The sequence below is a fragment of the Metapseudomonas boanensis genome (genome assembly GCF_018704125.1).
Lineage (GTDB): Bacteria > Pseudomonadota > Gammaproteobacteria > Pseudomonadales > Pseudomonadaceae > Metapseudomonas > Metapseudomonas boanensis.
The window spans coordinates 548,583-565,987 of sequence record NZ_JAGTIS010000002.1; the positions used below are offsets into that span (position 1 = coordinate 548,583).

At 54.8% G+C, this 17,405-nt stretch carries 14 protein-coding genes; all 14 read right to left on the reverse strand.

All coding sequences use genetic code 11. The features are described from left to right. The 14 genes from gmd to J7302_RS06615 all read right to left on the reverse strand — a co-directional run bounded on the left by gmd (position 1) and on the right by J7302_RS06615 (position 17,318). Entirely contained in the window at positions 1-1,125 is a 1,125-nt protein-coding gene (gene gmd / locus J7302_RS06550; RefSeq protein ID WP_215372016.1) for a GDP-mannose 4,6-dehydratase, read from the reverse strand. A gap of 55 nt (positions 1,126-1,180) precedes the next feature. After that, a complete protein-coding gene (locus J7302_RS06555) occupies positions 1,181-1,948 on the reverse strand; it encodes a WecB/TagA/CpsF family glycosyltransferase (protein WP_215372018.1) in 768 nt (255 codons plus the stop codon). Then, on the reverse strand, positions 1,941-3,206 hold the full coding sequence (locus J7302_RS06560; protein ID WP_215372020.1) for a glycosyltransferase family 4 protein: 1,266 nt from the start codon (positions 3,204-3,206) through the stop codon (positions 1,941-1,943). The genes J7302_RS06555 and J7302_RS06560 overlap by 8 nt, the downstream gene beginning before the upstream one ends. A gap of 271 nt (positions 3,207-3,477) precedes the next feature. Further along, a complete protein-coding gene (locus J7302_RS06565) occupies positions 3,478-4,755 on the reverse strand; it encodes a hypothetical protein (RefSeq protein ID WP_215372022.1) in 1,278 nt (425 codons plus the stop codon). A gap of 32 nt (positions 4,756-4,787) precedes the next feature. Continuing rightward, positions 4,788-5,888, reverse strand: a complete 1,101-nt coding sequence (locus J7302_RS06570) for a glycosyltransferase family 2 protein (protein WP_215372024.1) — start codon at positions 5,886-5,888, stop codon at positions 4,788-4,790. A 35-nt stretch (positions 5,889-5,923) separates the two neighbouring features. After that, entirely contained in the window at positions 5,924-7,450 is a 1,527-nt protein-coding gene (locus tag J7302_RS06575) for an oligosaccharide flippase family protein (protein ID WP_251701885.1), read from the reverse strand. A gap of 84 nt (positions 7,451-7,534) precedes the next feature. Continuing rightward, complete coding sequence (locus tag J7302_RS06580) at positions 7,535-7,951, reverse strand: GNAT family N-acetyltransferase (protein ID WP_215372026.1); 417 nt, start codon at positions 7,949-7,951, stop codon at positions 7,535-7,537. Between the two features lie 291 nt (positions 7,952-8,242). Further along, positions 8,243-9,013, reverse strand: a complete 771-nt coding sequence (locus tag J7302_RS06585) for a WbqC family protein (RefSeq protein WP_215372028.1) — start codon at positions 9,011-9,013, stop codon at positions 8,243-8,245. A gap of 201 nt (positions 9,014-9,214) precedes the next feature. Then, positions 9,215-10,330, reverse strand: coding sequence for a DegT/DnrJ/EryC1/StrS family aminotransferase (locus tag J7302_RS06590; RefSeq protein ID WP_215372030.1), 1,116 nt, complete (start codon positions 10,328-10,330; stop codon positions 9,215-9,217). Next, entirely contained in the window at positions 10,327-11,199 is an 873-nt protein-coding gene (rfbA, locus tag J7302_RS06595; protein ID WP_215372032.1) for a glucose-1-phosphate thymidylyltransferase RfbA, read from the reverse strand. The genes J7302_RS06590 and rfbA overlap by 4 nt, the downstream gene beginning before the upstream one ends. Positions 11,200-11,541: 342 nt before the next feature. Further along, on the reverse strand, positions 11,542-12,912 hold the full coding sequence (locus tag J7302_RS06600) for an undecaprenyl-phosphate glucose phosphotransferase (protein ID WP_251701886.1): 1,371 nt from the start codon (positions 12,910-12,912) through the stop codon (positions 11,542-11,544). A gap of 317 nt (positions 12,913-13,229) precedes the next feature. Beyond that, complete coding sequence (locus J7302_RS06605) at positions 13,230-13,994, reverse strand: hypothetical protein (RefSeq protein ID WP_215372037.1); 765 nt, start codon at positions 13,992-13,994, stop codon at positions 13,230-13,232. Beyond that, positions 13,991-14,716, reverse strand: a complete 726-nt coding sequence (locus J7302_RS06610) for a tyrosine-protein phosphatase (RefSeq protein ID WP_215372040.1) — start codon at positions 14,714-14,716, stop codon at positions 13,991-13,993. Before J7302_RS06610 ends, J7302_RS06605 begins: the two co-directional genes overlap by 4 nt. A gap of 361 nt (positions 14,717-15,077) precedes the next feature. Beyond that, positions 15,078-17,318, reverse strand: a complete 2,241-nt coding sequence (locus tag J7302_RS06615) for a GumC family protein (protein ID WP_215372042.1) — start codon at positions 17,316-17,318, stop codon at positions 15,078-15,080. Between the last annotated feature and the right edge of the window lie 87 nt (positions 17,319-17,405).

The following is a 17,405-nucleotide window of genomic DNA, read 5'->3' on the forward strand; positions in this document are numbered from 1 at the left end:
TCAGTGCTCCCCTGCAACCGGCACTTCGTGGCCGTGCTGTTTGAGGAGCGCGTGACGCTGCGCGACCTTGAGGTCTTCACGAATCATCTCGGCGCACATTTCCTGCACCGTGATTTCCGGTACCCAGCCCAGCTTCTGCTTGGCCTTGGTGGGGTCGCCAAGCAAGGTTTCCACTTCGGTTGGACGGAAGTAGCGAGGGTCGACGCGAACAACCACATCGCCGATCTTGAGGGCCGGCGCCTTGTCGCCCGCAAGGCGTTCGACAATGGCCATTTCGTCCACACCTTCACCTTCGAAGCGCAAGGTGACCCCCAGTTCTGCCGCAGACCAGCGGATGAATTCGCGAACGGAATACTGCACGCCAGTGGCGATGACGAAGTCATCCGGCTGTTCCTGCTGCAACATCATCCATTGCATGCGCACGTAGTCCCTGGCGTGTCCCCAGTCACGCAGCGAATTCATGTTGCCCAGATACAGGCAGTGTTCCAGGCCTTGCGCAATATTGGCCAGGCCACGGGTGATCTTGCGGGTCACGAAGGTTTCGCCACGGCGCGGCGACTCGTGGTTGAACAGGATGCCGTTGCAGGCATACATGCCATAGGCCTCACGGTAGTTGACCGTGATCCAGTAGGCGTAGAGCTTGGCCGCCGCATAGGGTGAGCGTGGGTAGAAGGGCGTGGTTTCCTTCTGCGGGATTTCTTGCACCTGGCCGAAGAGCTCGGAAGTGGACGCCTGGTAGAAGCGAGTCTTTTTCTCCAGCCCAAGCAGGCGAATCGCTTCGAGAATGCGCAGGGTGCCCAAGGCATCCACATCGGCCGTGTATTCCGGCGACTCGAAACTCACGGCTACGTGGGACTGTGCGCCCAGGTTGTAGACCTCATCCGGATGCACTTCCTGGATGATGCGGGTGAGGTTGGATGAGTCGCTCAGATCGCCGTAATGCAGCACGAAGTTGCGATCATCGACATGCGGCCCCTGATAGATGTGATCCACGCGCTGGGTATTGAAGGAGGAAGCGCGACGCTTGATGCCATGTACCTCATAGCCTTTTTCCAGCAGGAGTTCTGCGAGATAGGAGCCGTCTTGGCCGGTGATGCCGGTGATAAGGGCTTTTTTCTGTGTCATCTATCAGTCCTCTTCAAGTCAGAGAGAGGTAATACCGCGGGGGCTGCGCAGTGAATCAACGACCCAACAGCTGTCGCACGGCATGCACAATGAAAAGGGTGTTGGTCACCAGGTAACGCTTCCACAAACGCCGTGGCTCGCTACACACCCTGTGAAGCCATTCCAGGCCGTGCTGTTGCATCCACAGCGGCGCACGCTGAATGGTGCCGGCGTGATAATCGAAGGCGGCACCGACGCCTACCATCACCGCATTGATCCGCCCGCAATGCTCAGCCATCCATTGCTCCTGCTTCGGGCAGCCCAGGCTGACCCAGACAGTGCCAGCGCCGGAAGCGTTGATGGCGTCAACCACAGCGGCATCTTCTTCGATGGTCAACGGGCGAAAGGGCGGCGAGCAGGCACCGGCAATCGTCAGCCCGGGAAACTGCTCCAGCAGCTTGCGCTGGAGAATCTCAAGGGTTTGCGGCATGCCGCCATATAGATAGATCGACTCCCCACGCTGCGCGGCCTCGGCGCAGTATTGCCACATCAGGTCGGGGCCATTGATCCGCTCCTGCCTGGAAACGCCCATACGACGCATCAACCAGGCCACGGGGGAGCCATCTGGCGTGGCCATATCCGCCTCGCGGATCACCTTGGCGAAGTCCTGGTTGTGATGAGCAGTAACCACCGAGTGGACGTTGCAAATACAGACATAGCGACTTTCCCGCGCCGCTGCCCAGATCGCGAGGCAGGTCAATACCTGCGACCAGCTCAACGAGTCGATGGGCGCACCGATCACCGAACTCACAGCCCGCTGATCGTTGTCGAGATGTCTATCCATTGCGCGACACCTCAATGGCCTGTTGATAAATGTCCATCAAAGAGGCGAAGTTGGCTTCTTCGGTGTACTGGCTCTCAAACTCGGCGCGTGCGCCTTGGCCAAGCTGCTCGAGGAGCCCTGGCGTCTCCCAGGCGGTACGCACTTCCTGCAACAACGACTGGGGATTGGATGGCTGGAAAACCACGCCACTTTTTCCGTGCTGCACGATCGTCGGCAGGGGACCAAGATCGGATACGCCAGCGGGTGTACCAAAGGCGAACGCTTCGCGGACGACCATCGGGAAGCCCTCAAAGCACTCAGACGACAACACCAGTAAACGTGCACCGGCAATCTGTGCTTGCGCCTGCTCTGCGCTGACCTGGCCCAGGAAACTCACCGGCAGACCCGCAGCCATACGCTCCAGCTCAGGTCGTAACTCGCCATCGCCCACCAAGCGGAGCTCAGGAGCGGCTGCACCCCAGGCCTGCCAGGCGCGGAGCAGGCTGAACAGGCCTTTTTCCGCAGTCAGACGCCCGGCAAAAATCACGTAGGGCTTTCGCTGTGCCCAGGCAGTGACCGGAGGATTGCCGGGATAGAAATTGGGTTTGACGTGCACCTTCTCGCTCGGCAACCCGGCGTTGATCATCAACCCGCGCTGGAACTCGGAGAGACAGATATATGCGTCCACCTGATCGCTCCAGGTACCGAGTGCGCGGTGCAAACCCACACTAAAGGCCAGCGGCAGCGTCGCAGCACGACTGCTGCGATAGCACCCATGAATCATCGCCGGCATGGGTGAGTGCTTATCGAGGCATTCGGTACAGACCTTCCCGTCACGCATGGGAATGGCGGCCGGGCAAAACAATCGGTAGTTATGAAGTGTCAGAACACGCGCTGCACGTTTGCCAATCGCATGGAAGATCCCAGGAGAAAGCAAAGGGAAAGTATTGTGGGCATGCACGACATCAGGCTTGAAGCGCTCTATCTCACGTAACAAGGCGGCAGATGCCCAAGGGTTCCACGGCGTTGCCAATGCGCCCTTTACTGTGCCCCAGCTTCCTTGCGCGCGAATTTCATCACTATGACGAACAAACTCAGACACCTCTTGGCCATGGGATCGCAGCAAATGCTTTTCCGTCTCGAAGACCTGGTTTTCACCCGACGGAAACTCTGACGAATAGTAGTCATGAACTAATAAAGACCGTATCTGCTTCGGCACATCTGGACTTCGAGATTCTCCCGGCAGATGGCATTCACCATGGATGACTTGTATTCCCATGAGAACTCCTTGACTCGAACTGAAGCAGTTTCGACAAAAGCGAAGCGCCTTGTTGGAACAGCAGATACAGAACGTTGAGAAGGCCACTTCCGAATCATCCGCCAGCTTGTTGCCAGCCGACTCGGAGCCGGTGGCGTAGCGCCGGAGATTGACCCAGGAGTTGATTTGACTACTTCACGAAATTGACACTACCTGGCAACCCGGAAAGAAATTGAAAGCCTGCCCGTAAAAACAGCATCAAGAAACGATACATATATTGACCAACCACACTCTAGCGTAGCCGAGAGTGAATCCAGAGCTGAACAGCGCCCAATTGGTCTTTGCCTGAACGGCGCACTGGCAAGCGCTTGTCAATCTCTATGACCGGCCTATCGAAGGCCCAGATCAGGCTCAAATACATGCACACACCATACAAGTATGCATAGCTCTCAATAGCCGGATTCTGGAAAGAAACAATGAAAAACGCAGCAAAAAGTGAGCACTTCAAGGCTTTTTCATTAAGCGGACCATCCGCTTTAACCTTCATAAGGGTCTGCCATAAGAAGACGAGCAGTGCAATGAACCCTACCAGGCCAACTCGAAAAGGTATGGCGGCAAACGAATTGTGCACTGAAAGGTGAATGAAACCTGCCTCTTCTTCATTGGCGAATACCGGACTATCGAAAACCAGGTAATAGTTCCTGATTGACTCCGTTCCAAACCCAACCCCTATGAAATTTGACCCGACAATGCCTTCCAGCGCATCTCGTAACAGCACGAGACGAACAGCAAGGTTTGCATCTATAAAAGCAACCGACAAAGGCGAACCAACCGTGGACGCATAGAGGAGGACACTACTGGAAATCAGCGCCACCAGCATCCAAAAAGCATATCTTGGGAATAGCCACATACCAGCGAAAATCAATGCATAGATTTTATTCTGCGAAAAAGGACTCATAAAGCTCATTGCAAGGAAAACCAATAAAAGACCGACCCTCTTACCCGGAGTCTTGATTGTACTCAAATAAAGAGAGGTTGCTGCAATGACGAGCGCAGGAACATTACCAAGACCACTGATACTGACCAAGCCTTTAAAGCTGAACGCATCTGAAGTCAGCATATCCAGATAATTCATCACCACCCATAGCAAAAATAGATTGGCCAACCCCCTGCGACCATCAGCTGCTTTGATCCTCTCTTTAAAGTAGAAAGTCATCACCAGAAAGGTGGTCGGGATTGCATAGGCAAAAAGTGCCTGCTGAGGTATTGCGGAAATCTGGAAGTAGCGCGTCCACACTGAAGGAAATACATTGAAAACAGACAACACCGCATAACACAACGAAATCGAACAGAAAAAAGCCAAAGCCCCTGGAAGCTTCTGCGCTCTTCGATTCAGGAAGGCAAATACAGCAAACAAAACAGCAAACAGAATAAGATTTACCCCGGAAACCAGCCTGGTAAAAGGAAGTGACAGGGTTAGCAGGGAGAGCAACGTTCCCGCGTAAAAAACGTTTCGCGCACTTACCGGGTAGCTTATCAAACTTGAATCGATGGCAGGCATGCTGTTCATTTAGCCTCCCAACTGACCTTTGGCATGGAATATCATTTTGCCGCCCACTTGCAGGACACTTTGAAGATCCTCACGAAGCGCAGCAACGACAAATAGCCCGACATTACATGTCGAATCAATATTGACCTAGGATCATGGGGGCTCTGAGCTGCCCTGTAGGCTTCCTTGACCATTACAGACTCAGGAATAAAGCTGATCAATCTTTCCTTGTGCGCTTTATCAATATACTTATTCAAAAGAACCGAAAGAATCATCAGATTTATGACCCCATCTATCTCATCGCCATACCTAGAAGAAAAATATAGCTTCAATTTATTCAGCGAATCTGCCATTTTTATACTATGAGCCACGCTAAATTCGCTAGATTTTGAAATTTTCTCCGACCAGGAGCCATCTGCAAACTTTCGATAGACGCTCATAACTTTAGGTGAGAACAGCGCCCCGCCAGGGTTGGCAAGAATAATCTGCATAAAATAGTCCCCAACCGGACAGGATGAAAACCAGTCTGGAAAGTTAATCATCTCTGTTTTTTTCATGAAAATCGATGCAGTCGGCATATAACCACCACCGTTCCTTATAATTTCTCCCGCATCAACAATTCCTACCTTTTTAGGATATAACAAGAATCTTTTCAAAAGCTGCTTGACCTGCGCCCCCCCAGTCTCATGGCATGTGTGAAAGCATATTTTAATTTCAGGGTTCAGCTTCATCATTGAAAACTGCGACTGCAATTTCACCTCATCGATCCAGAAATCATCGCCTTCGCATATCGCCACGTACTCTCCTGAAGCAACCTTGAAAGCTTCTGACATTACAGAGAATGGCGACTTCGAGTATTGATTCTCTGCCTGAATGACCGGCTTTATTATGTTTGGGTATCTTTCCTTGTACTCAAGTATTTTTTTGGCGGTCGAATCAGTCGATGCATCATCGTGAATGATCACCTCGAATGGGAAGCTCGTTCTTTGAATCAAAAACCCACGAATTGCATCCTCTATATACTTGTCCTGGTTGTATGTCAGACAGACCACGCTCACGACAGGTTTTATGGTATCCCCTTGCCACGATGAAATTATTTCCTCTTCTGTTGGAAGAGGTGTGCTAAGGAATTTATCCAGATTGAATTCTTTCATGGCTATTTAACCCGCCTACCTTGTTAGGTAATCCATTAGCTCTGTAAATTCTTGATCTTGGATTCACATGCGAACCTGCCGAGCATCCAGCTTTTCCAGGTTGTGGAGCCCGCCAACGCCCCAGCAATTGAAACAAGCCCTCCCATGACCACCATCGCCAGACTCAGCAACCTGGTCTCCGCGGTAACGCCCAGGCTGACGAGTATCAACGGCGGTAGCATTGCGAGCAGAATGATCTTCGCGACATCCTGGAAGAGCCAGGAGAGATGCAGACCAGGCTCGAGTTTATGGTGGATATACGCACCCCATAACAGGAAGGAAAAAGCGTTGATGCCGAGCCAGACGTAACCTGCTCCAATGCCCCCGAAGTGCATGGCGGCAAATACGATGCTTGGAATCAGTACAACGGCCATTCCGGCATTGCCAATCAGGTGATAACGCAGGTTCCCCTTGGCATATTGCAGGTAGTAGGTGAATGCGCCGACGACGAGCAAGCCATTACCGATCGCGTACAAACGCATGATAGGGGCGGCTTTGGCTGCAAGTTGCGCATCACCGGTCCAGGCAAATAACAGCGGTTCAGCGAAGGTAGCCAGGGTGATAGCCGCAGAGCCACCGATAATGCTGACCAGCTGGGTGGCGTTGCGGTAGACTTTGATCATCTCATCGTGCTTGCCCTCAGCATGTAGCTTGGCCAGACGCGGCATGATGGCACTGCTGATGGGGCCGCTAATGACCAGGATGCCACCGGCGACCAGCACGGCGAGGGTGAAGTAGCCGTACTCCTCGAGTGGCATAAAACCCGACAGCACTAACTTGTCGGTTTGCGTGACCAGTATCCAGACCGATGTAGTGATGGCGATGGTCAGGGCGAATTTCAGCAGTGGCTTTATTGGCCGGAATGACCAGCCGACGGGCTGATCCAGGCTGACCTGCGTGGGCAGTAGACGCCGGCTCATCAAGAACAGGCCCAGTAATTCCGCCAGCGCGATAACCAACTGGTGAATGAAGAAGACAAACGCTGAAAAGCCGAACAGCCACATGCTGGCGAAGACCGCAACAAAGCGCAGAGTGGCAATCAGGGCATTGAAAATACTGAGCCCAACCATACGTTCGGCGCCAGTAACCACGCCCCGGTATAGCCCCCCCATCCAGCGCAGGGCCACACTGATGCCCATGATTTTCATGGCCAGTACGACTTCAACCAGCGGCAACTCAGTGACATTCAGCCAACGGGTAGCAATCACCCCGGAGAGGAGCCACAAACCAGTACCCCCGATCACGGCAATACCGATAAAGATCAGGCTGAGTGCGCGAAATAACTGGCGATAGGCCAACGTGGACATGACGCCGCCATGGAAGCGGGCGGTTTCGCGGCCAATTGTGGGAGTCAATCCAAAATCCAGAAGAACAAACCAGGCTTGCAGCATGGTGAAAAAGCCCACAAGGCCATAGACTTCTGCCCCCATGTATTTGATATACAGGGGCAGGACCAGGATGCCTACGGCGGTGACATAAATCTGGCTCGCGTAATTAGCCAGGATATTATGCGCCAAGGACAATTTAGATCTCATCATAGAGAGGTATTCTTTTCATTTATCAAAATAATCACTTGTCGTTTTCTGATTACGATCCCGCCAATTATTTCAATCAATTACCCTTGACATTATATAACTAGACTCTTTAGTAGAGCATATTGAAAACCCAAGTCCTCTATATAATTTAATGGCTATTGCATTATTCTTGAAAACCTCTAGTTCGCAAAATTTAAATCCTCTTTCTCGGGCCAGGGCGATAACCCCAGCAACCAAACCCGTAGCTATCTTCCTCCCTCGCACTTCCGGATGCACAAGAACAAGTGTAATAAATGCTTTCTGGCTTTCTTGATGGTTACAATAGAACGCCACAAAGCCTACGCAACGCCCTTCTATATAGTGGAGATAAAACTCGGCTCTTTTTTCAAGCTTACTCAGATAGGCATCAATCGAATCGTTTCCTCTAAACAATCCAGCCTGAAGTTCTCTTTCTGCACTTATAATTAACCCTATTTCTTCGATGATCATTTTATTTTCCCGCGATATGGCAATTTATCTCTAGGGGAGGCATGAGCTTGCCGAATCTCCCAAATTAATACCAAACACTCGATACACCATCAAAAAAGCCTTTAACAATCCCATATAAAAAATCAAAAACCGGCTTGCACGCCTGGATTCGCAGAGATAACTTCTGGATTACAGGAGTTCTTCTATGGCGATCAGCAAGATTTTCGAGCCATCTACAGGCTAGAGTTTTCATATATTCAGTCAAGTCCAATTGCATTTTTCAGACCTACCAAAATATTCGAAAAATACCTTTCACATAGCGCAACCTTGACTATAGGGGCGATTCAATTCAAGTGATCTAAAGTCCTCTTCAGCAACCCCCAACGAAAACCTCTTCAACATATTTTGTATCTGATCAACACCATTAAACATCAACAGATCTATGATCGACAGGTTGGCTACAAACGGCTTCGTCAATTGCTTATATTCAATTTCATCAATGCGATGAAAATTTAGCTTTATACCCCGACTCATAAAATAATCAGGAGAATACAAACCGAGCCCACCAATTGGGTTGATGTATGAATTTCCACCCAACACCTCCATGGTCTGAATAACACGATCTTGATGGTCGACTGGTGGCGGTAGATGCAAGTCAGACGAACGTAATATAGGAGTGGTGATATGTAGATACGCACAGGTTTCACGAATAGCGTTTTCAGCATATCGCGCCAAATTTATTTGCGGGAACCGCATTACCTGCTCCAGCCAAGGCAGCACCTCGCTGAAAAAAGGTGCACGTGAATAGCTAAGGGTAATCATCCTAATTATTCGAGACAATTCCCCTTGGATATCACCACTCAAATAACGCTGATTTATATTCAACGTATGGCAATCTTTCTTAAGGGGAAAGGTTATAAATTTTGGTTCACCGTTAACGAGAATTCGATTGCGATTCACCCAACTTCCCTTGACATACTGCAAATCATCACCCAGCACAAACAAGTCCGAGGCCGCTATTAACTGGAAATACCCAAGGTATGGGAACAGATAGGGCTGCATCATTGCAATTGTTTTGGACATGACCACCGCCTTTAATCAATACGCTCTATATAAACAAGCCCCACACCCGGCTTTGGCGCCATTCTGAAATACTGAATTCGCTTACCTGAACTGACGTTACGAAGCTAGCGCGAGCAGATTGAAACCGAAGCGCCTCCGGATAATAGCTTGAGGTTTCTGAAGGCAATTCAAGCTCGAAATAACCGCCAACAGCTTTATTCATCACTTCGCACCTTGGTTAATGAGCTCCGCGACTGCGTTGATCGATGCTTCTTGAAGCGCTGGATAGATCGGCAGGCAGATCACTTTTTCAGCGACTGCGTTTGCTACCGGCAAGTTATTGCGCTGCGCCGAGGCCAGCCCACGGTACATTGGGAACTCACTTATCAGTGGGTAAAAGTAGCGACGGGCAAATATGTTGTTCTCCTTGAGCTTCAGGTACAGCTCGTCGCGACTCAGCGGATAGTCGGCTTCCAGCAGGATCGGGAAGTAGGAGTAGTTGGCGACCTTCTGACCGGTTTCCTCGACGATACGAATGCCTTTGACGTCTTTCAGGTGTTCGCGATAGGCCTGGCTTATTTCGCGCCGACGGGCCATGGCACGGTCGATGTGCTGCAGTTGCAGCAGACCGAAGGCCGCGTTGATCTCGCTCATTTTGCCGTTGATGCCGGGGGCCACTACGGTGACTTCATCGACAAAGCCAAAGTTCTTCAGCTGATCGATACGCTTCTTGGTCTTGGCATCCGGGCAGATAATGGCGCCACCTTCGAAGGTGTTGAATACCTTGGTGGCATGGAAACTCAGCACGCTGAGATCGCCATGGCGGAGGATGCTGCCCTCTTCATCCTGCACACCAAAAGCATGGGCAGCGTCGTAGATCACCCGCAGGTTGTAGTTGTCGGCTATTTTCTGGATGGCTTCGACATCACAGGGGTTGCCATAGCAATGCACCGGCATGATGGCGGTGGTCTGCGGGGTAATGGCGGCCTCGATCCTGGCCGGATCCAGGTTGAGGGTGTGCGGATCGATATCCACGAACACGGGTTTGATGCCATTCCACAGCAGGGAATGTGCGGTAGCAACGAAGGAGTATGGTGTGGTGATGACTTCACCCGCCACGCGCAGTGCCTGCAACGCAGTGAGCAGGGCGATGGTGCCATTGTTGAACAGGGCGATGTGGTCGACACCGAGGTAGTTGGAAAGCGCAGTTTCCAACTCCTTGTGCATCGGTCCGCCATTGGTGAGGATCTTGTTGTCCCAGATCTGTTGCAGATAGGGGATGAACTCATCCAGCGGTGGCAAGTAGGGTTGGGTGACGTAAACCGGTTTATCGCTCATACGCCCTCCCTGGCCAGGGCAAGCAAGTACTGGCCATAACTGTTCTTGCTCAAGGTCTGGCCGATACGCTGCAGGTCATCAGCGTTCAGCCAGCCATTGTTGAGGGCAATTTCTTCAAGGCAGGCGATTTTGTAGCCTTGGCGTTTCTCGATGGTTTCTACGAAAAGCCCGGCTTCCATCAGGCTTTCATGGGTGCCGGTGTCCAGCCAGGCGAAACCGCGACCGAGCAATTCGACGTAGAGCTCGTCACGCTCCAGGTAGATCTGATTGATGCTGGTGATTTCCAGCTCGCCCCGAGCGGAGGGTCTCACTTGCCTGGCGATCTCCACCACGTCGTTGTCGTAGAAATACAGGCCGGTGACGGCGAACTGGGACTTGGGCTTGAGCGGCTTCTCCTCGATGGAGATGGCGCGTTTGTTGTGATCGAACTCGACCACACCAAAACGCTCCGGGTCCTTCACCTGATAGCCAAAGACAGTGGCGCCTTTCTCGCGCTGAGCGGCTTGGCACAACATGGGCCTGAAGCCCTGGCCGTAGAAAATGTTGTCGCCTAGCACTAGGCACACCGAATCGGTGCCGATGAACTCTTCGCCAATGATGAAGGCCTGTGCCAGGCCATCGGGGCTGGGCTGCAAGGCATAGCTCAGATTGATGCCGAGCTCGCTACCATCACCGAGCAGCCGCTGGAACCCCCCTATATCTTCCGGAGTGCTGATCAGCAGGATGTCGCGGATACCTGCGAGCATCAGTGCCGACAAGGGGTAATAGACCATCGGTTTGTCGTAGATCGGCAGCAGTTGCTTGGACACACCGCGGGTAATCGGGGAGAGCCGGGTTCCGGAGCCGCCGGCCAGAATTATGCCTTTCATGATTCTCCAGTCCTGATCACGTTGGTAGTTACCGCGCCGCCCTTGACGGCATCGTTCCGATGACTCAGTTACCACTCGACGGTTTTGCGGATAGCGGTCTCGAAGATCTCCTGAGGAGACCTGACCAGTTGGCGATTGCACTTGCTCAAGTCGATGACGTACTGCGGGTGGTGGCCCGGATCGCCTCGGGCCAGACCACCGACCATTTCTGCAAACAGTCGCTTCGATGCGCGTGTTGCATCGCGAAGGGCTGGAGGTCTGTGAGGCTCTTATGGCCGCATCAATTTGAATCGGAGACCAAGCCGCTCAGAAAGGAAGCTTGGCTGCGGCTGGGACGCTTTATTAATAGATGTCTCTGGAGAACAGGGAGAAAGGCGTCTGGAACAGAATTTTTATATCCAGCCACAACGACCAGTTGTTGATATAGGCCAGGTCCAGTTCAACGCGTTTTTGCATTTTGTCGATTGTTTCGGTTTCGCCCCGGCAGCCACTGATCTGGGCCAGACCGGTAATGCCGGGCTTGATCCGGTGGCGGGCCATATAGGCGGAGACCTTGCCGGTGTAGTAGTTGTTATGCTCGATGGCGTGCGGGCGCGGGCCGACTAGGGACATCTGACCTTGCAATACATTGAACAGCTGCGGCAATTCGTCGATGGAAGTGCGACGGATGAAGCGACCGACGCGAGTGATGCGCGGGTCGTCGCGACTGGCCTGCTTGACCCGAGGGTCTTCGTGTAACTGCATGGAACGGAACTTCCATACCTGGATGACGGTTCCATTCCAGCCGTGGCGCTTCTGCTTGAACAGGATTGGGCCGGGCGACGAATACTTCACGGCAATGGCAGTGGCCAGCAACACCGGACTGAGGACAACGATCGCCAGCAGAGCCAATGTGCGATCCATCAGCGACTTGCTCAGGGCGGCACTCGGATAGACCGAGAGCGGGCATTTATTCAAGTGAATGGCCGGCATGCCTTCGATGTCGCCAACGGAGTGGTTGAGCGGCATGATGGTGTGGAGGTCTGGCAGCCAGACCACGTCGACATTGGCATCGAGCAGGTCGAAGTACAGGTCCTGGATCTTTTCGGCTGAAGCCAGTGGCAGTGCGATGTAGAGACGACTGATGTGATGGGAGACGATCAGCTCACGCACGTGCGCCAGATTGCCGATGACGGGGTACCGATTGCTGCTCGGGAGCTCTTCTTCACCCGCAGCGACCAGACCTGCCACCGGGCCGTACTTGTATTCCAGGAGCCTGTCCGCCAGATTGCAGGCCAGCTCGCCAGTGCCAATGATCAGTGAGGTGCGAGCGGCTTGCTGCTTGCGGTCATAACCCTGGGCAAAGGTATGCAACGGTATATAGGCGCCTGCCTGCAGGGCGAAGCCGAGCAAGGCCCAGGTGAATGTCACTTCACGGGAGAACAGCTCGCTGGTATTGGTGACATACGCGGCAGCCGCAAGGCCGCCCAGTAGAATCAACCAGCCACCGAGCAAACGGCAAAGGCCAACCAGGTAGCCATGCTTCTTGTGATAGACCCGCATCAAGGAGTAAACGGGCACGGAGCCGACCAGGGCAAGCAGCGCCAGCATGCGGTAGTGCAAGCCGATCTCTCCGGTCTTCATCAGCGCAAGGACACAGAGCAGCGTAATGAGCAGACTGACGGCCGCCAGCCATTGGCCCCAGAACGTCAGGCCACGCCCCAAGAAAATCAAGCGACGCCCTGTTTGAACACGGGTGTCGCGCCTGCTGGTAGATGCACCCTGGCGTGCTGGTGCTGTTGCTTCGGACTGTGACACGACGAATACCTGCAACGGTGCGCTTGCTCTTTACTGCCTGTGGCAAAGCGTGGGTCATGCGCTCCTTGCGGTTTTGTCCATTGGTGCCGACACATTCGGCGTTGTTACCTGGTGTGCTGCCTCGTAATAACTGTCCCGCGGCCCTGCAATTCCTTGTAGGAGCCAGCTTGCTGGCGAATGCCGACAGGCCAGCACTCACGGAAATGCACGAATCTCGACGGGTTGCTGTAGCACTAATGCACGCACGGCGCGAGCTTGCGCATGCTTATGAGCTCGTGGCTCAGGCTCTCGCACAGCACCCTGATCCGGCCAGTTCGCTGGGCGATCTCGAGTAGATGCTGAGCCTCTGCATTTCCGAAAGCCGCGCTGCGCCTGGTCGATTCGCGGGTTGCCTGACGCTGGGCTTCGTTTAACTGCGGCCAGGCGTCAAAGCCGATTTCGGCCAGCTCGAGGTTCACCCCGATACGCCATGGGCCGAGCCGGAATGCCTGGGCCATGGCCTGATCGAACTCGCTATCGAATTCCTGAAGGTAAAGTTTGCTGTGAGCCAGGCGCGCCCAGGTGTAAGGCCAACTCGGCCGTGCAGCTATCGCGGCACGGTATGTTTCGAGAGCGGCACGGCGAGAGTGCTGCGCAGCAGGGGCGGCATAGGGCTGACGAAATTGTTTCCAGCTGTAGATACGTCCGAGGCGGTCCAGCCGATCGCCATCAGCGACCGGGTAGAGTCTGATGGCGCGCTGTGCCGCGTTGTGGGCAATTTCCCAGGCGACAACACTGGGTTCTCTACCCTGTTTATCCCATGAGCTGATGAAAGCTTCGGCCTGATAGCTGGCAATGCCAGCCAGCAGCATGTACGCCCCCATGACCATCAGCACGAAGGACAACAGCACCAGCAACAGAACTGGCACGTGCTGCATGATCACGCGCTCACCTCGCGAACTCGCATGCGAGTGCCGCTTCCGGCTGCCTGGCCGGTCGAGCGATTGGCTGACGCTCATGCGAAATGGCTCTGGGCGATTTCCCAAGGTGTATGCAGAACCAAGGATTCGGCCCTGGCATCACCGACGATACGAACTGCATGCTGCATACCCTCGCTGAGCATGGGCGGGCGATGCTGCAGGTTGTGGGCATCGCTGGCGAGTACGGTGACCACACCTTGTTCCAGCAGGGCGCGGGCAAGCGCCTCGGCGGCGGGGCCAAAGCGGCCGGCCACGGACCCGGCCGTGACTTGGAGCAGGCAGCCCAGCTCAAGCAATGGCTTGAGCCTGGACGGTGTGCGCATGAGGTCCTTGTTGCGCTCAGGGTGGGCGATCATCGGCACGATGTTGCGTTGCAGCAGCCAGCTGATCAGACGCTCGGCGCCGAAAGGTATTTCTCCGTGGGGAAATTCGAGCAGCAGGACCTGCTTGCCCTGCCATCGGCCCAGGAAGGGAATCGCCCCTTGGCTGACACCCATCATCAGTTCCACGCCAAAGCGCACTTCCGCGGCTGCAGCCACCCGCAGGGGAATGCCCTGCTCCTTCAGCACAGCATCGAATTGAGCTTTTGCGTCCTGGATGCTGGCCAGTGTGTTGTCGTATCGACCTGGGTGGATATGCGGCGTGCAGACCAGGTGAGTGGTACCGTCCTGAACGGCTATGCGCGCCAGTGCAAGGGAAGCTTCGAGGTCGGGGGCCCCGTCATCGATGCCGGGTAGCAAATGGTTGTGCAAGTCGATCATGGCGGTTGTTGAAACCTTTCATCGAACGGGCAGGAGTGAGTCCTGATCAATCAGGAAACCCGACTCCTTGGCTGGTTTCTCGCGGGCAAGACATTGCCTGCAGCAGAGACTGCTGCTGGATATTCCAGGGTAGGGGTGCGTTGGTAGGCAATACGCTCAACGCGAATCAAAGCCTTAGCGGCTGGACGCCGATAAGGTCATGCTTTGATCTGACTTTCTGGAACCAGGGGGGCGCTTGGCTCTTGCTCGCGAAATCCGCTTGCGAGTGATTTCGCCCCTACAGGCCCTGGGTCTCGGCGGTCATGTGTCGTCCACAACTCAGTCAGTCAAAACCTTTGCACTTGCCACAAGGTGACTGTGCTCACACCTGCTTGATATTGCTGTAGCCGTAGTAGTCGTAGTACCCACCGTAGCTGTAGCCGTATCGCTTGGCCTTCTTGATATCTACCTGGTTGAGAACAAAGCCGTTCACCGGGACGTTGTTCTGCAGCAGCTGGCCGACGCCCCTCTCCACCAACGGAACGGCGGTGGCGGCTGACTTGACCACGTAGATCACGGAGTTGGCGAAGGTGGCCAGGAGCACGGTATCGCTGACCGCCTGTGTCGGTGGCGAGTCGATGATGATTCGCTCGTACTTGCCTTTGAGTGCTTCGAAGACCTTTGCAAAGCGTGGCGAGGAGAGCAGCTCGAGCGGATTGGGCGGCACGCTGCCTGCGCCAATCATGTCGATACCATCGACCTGCTTGATGCAGTCTTCCAGCGTGGCAGTGCCGGCGATCAGGTTGGCCAGGCCCGGGGTGCCTACCGGGAACTCGAAACTCCTGGCCAAGCTTGGTCGACGTAGGTCCGCATCGATCAGCAGAACCCTTTCCATCTGCCCCAGAGCGAAGGCCAGGTTGGCCGAGACGGTACTCTTGCCCTCTCCGGGAGCCGAGGAGGTCACGACGATTACCCGATGCGGATTGTCGACTCCAGAGAGCACCACCCCGGTCCGGATGGTCCGGATCGCCTCGGAAAAGCACTTGTCCGTGTCGGCGGCGAACATGCGGGCGAGCTGGCTGCGCTGCTTGCGCTTCAGGAGTGGCAGGATGCCAAGCACCGGAATGTTAAGGCGGCTCTCCAACTGCTCAGTGTTCTTGACGGTGTTGTTCAGCTTGTCCAGCAACAGGGTCAGCACGACCCCAAAACCCAGGGCAATCAAGGCTGCGACGGCGATGATCTGCGTCTTTTTCGGCGCGATCGGGGCGGTAGGCACTGCAGCCAGATCCACCACCCGGGCATTTGCGCTTTCCAGGTCAGAAGTGGCGGTGGTTTCCTTCAGGCGGGTCATGAAGGTGTCGTAGACCGCGCGGTTGGCATCGACCTCGCGCTGCAGCTCACGCAGCTTGAACTCCTTGCGCGAAATGTTCTGGATCTGCGATTTGTTGGCGTTGAACGAGGCCTGCAACGAGCCCTCGTTGGCTACCGCCAGTTGGTAGTTACGTTCGATGCCGGCCACCACCTGTTCGACCTGGCCGCGCAGGCTGGCGGAGGCTGCACTCAGTTCGGAGCGGGCGGCCTCCATGGACGGGTGGCGAGCGCCGTAGCGGCGAGACAACTCTTCGACTTTGGCCCTGGCCCTGGCCTCCTCTGCCTTGAACTGCTGGATGAGTGGGTGACCCAGCACCGCCGGCACGCTTGCCAGGCGCTGCCAGCCACTGCTGCGCATGGCCTGGACCTGACGGTATTGGCTTTCGGCTTCGGCACGCTGGCGGCGCGCGTCGATCATGCGGTCGCTGGTGCTGGACAGTTCGGCGGCGCTGATGGTGACCACGCCCTTCACGTCTACCAGATTCTCCGCTTCCCGGAAGGCCTGCAGCCGGTCTTCCGCGTCCTTGAGCTTGGTGCGCAATTCGCCCAGGCGACTGTTCATCCAGTTGGCGGCTGTCATGGACATTTCCATACGCGCTTCCAGCTGGCTTTCGATAAAGCCATTGGCCATGGCATTGGCAGCCAGGGCGGCCGTGTGCGGATCTGACATGTCCACCTGCACCCTGACCAACTGGCTTCTGCCTTGCGGCTCTACGCTGATGCGGTCCATGAAGGCCCTGGTAACCGAATCGAAGATTTGCGCTTCGGTGGGGCCGTCCCCTGCTTCCAGGTCGCCCGGCAGCGTCACAGGTACGACCTTATTGAAATCCAGATGGCCCAGCACACCACGGAAGTCGATCAGGGGTTCAGGCTGCTGCCGAGGGTCGAACTCGGAATGTGTGGTCAGGTTCAGCTGGCGTACCACGCGTTCGGCCAAAGCACGCGACTTCAGTAGCTCGAATTGTGTCTGCAGGTATTCGCTTCCAGCTCCCTCCGCGCCGTAGACTTGCTCGATGGAAAGGACCTTGGCGGTCTTCTCCTCGATTATCAGGGTGGCGGCAGCGCGGTAAATGGGGGTAATGGCGAACACCGCAAGGATGGTGACCATGGTGACCACCAGCACCAGGCTGAGAATGCTCCACTTTCGGTGCCAGACAGTGCGCCACAGTTTGAGCAGGTCAATCTCGTAGTCGACTGCTTCCGGACGTTGGCCAATCAGGCTGCGCTCGATGATATGCGTATTACTTTCCATGAGTGGGACACCCTGAAAAAGTTAACGGCGCTCAGGCATCAGCAGGGCAGGCCGCGTGATGCGGTCCGTTCCCAGGTTTGCCGGGAC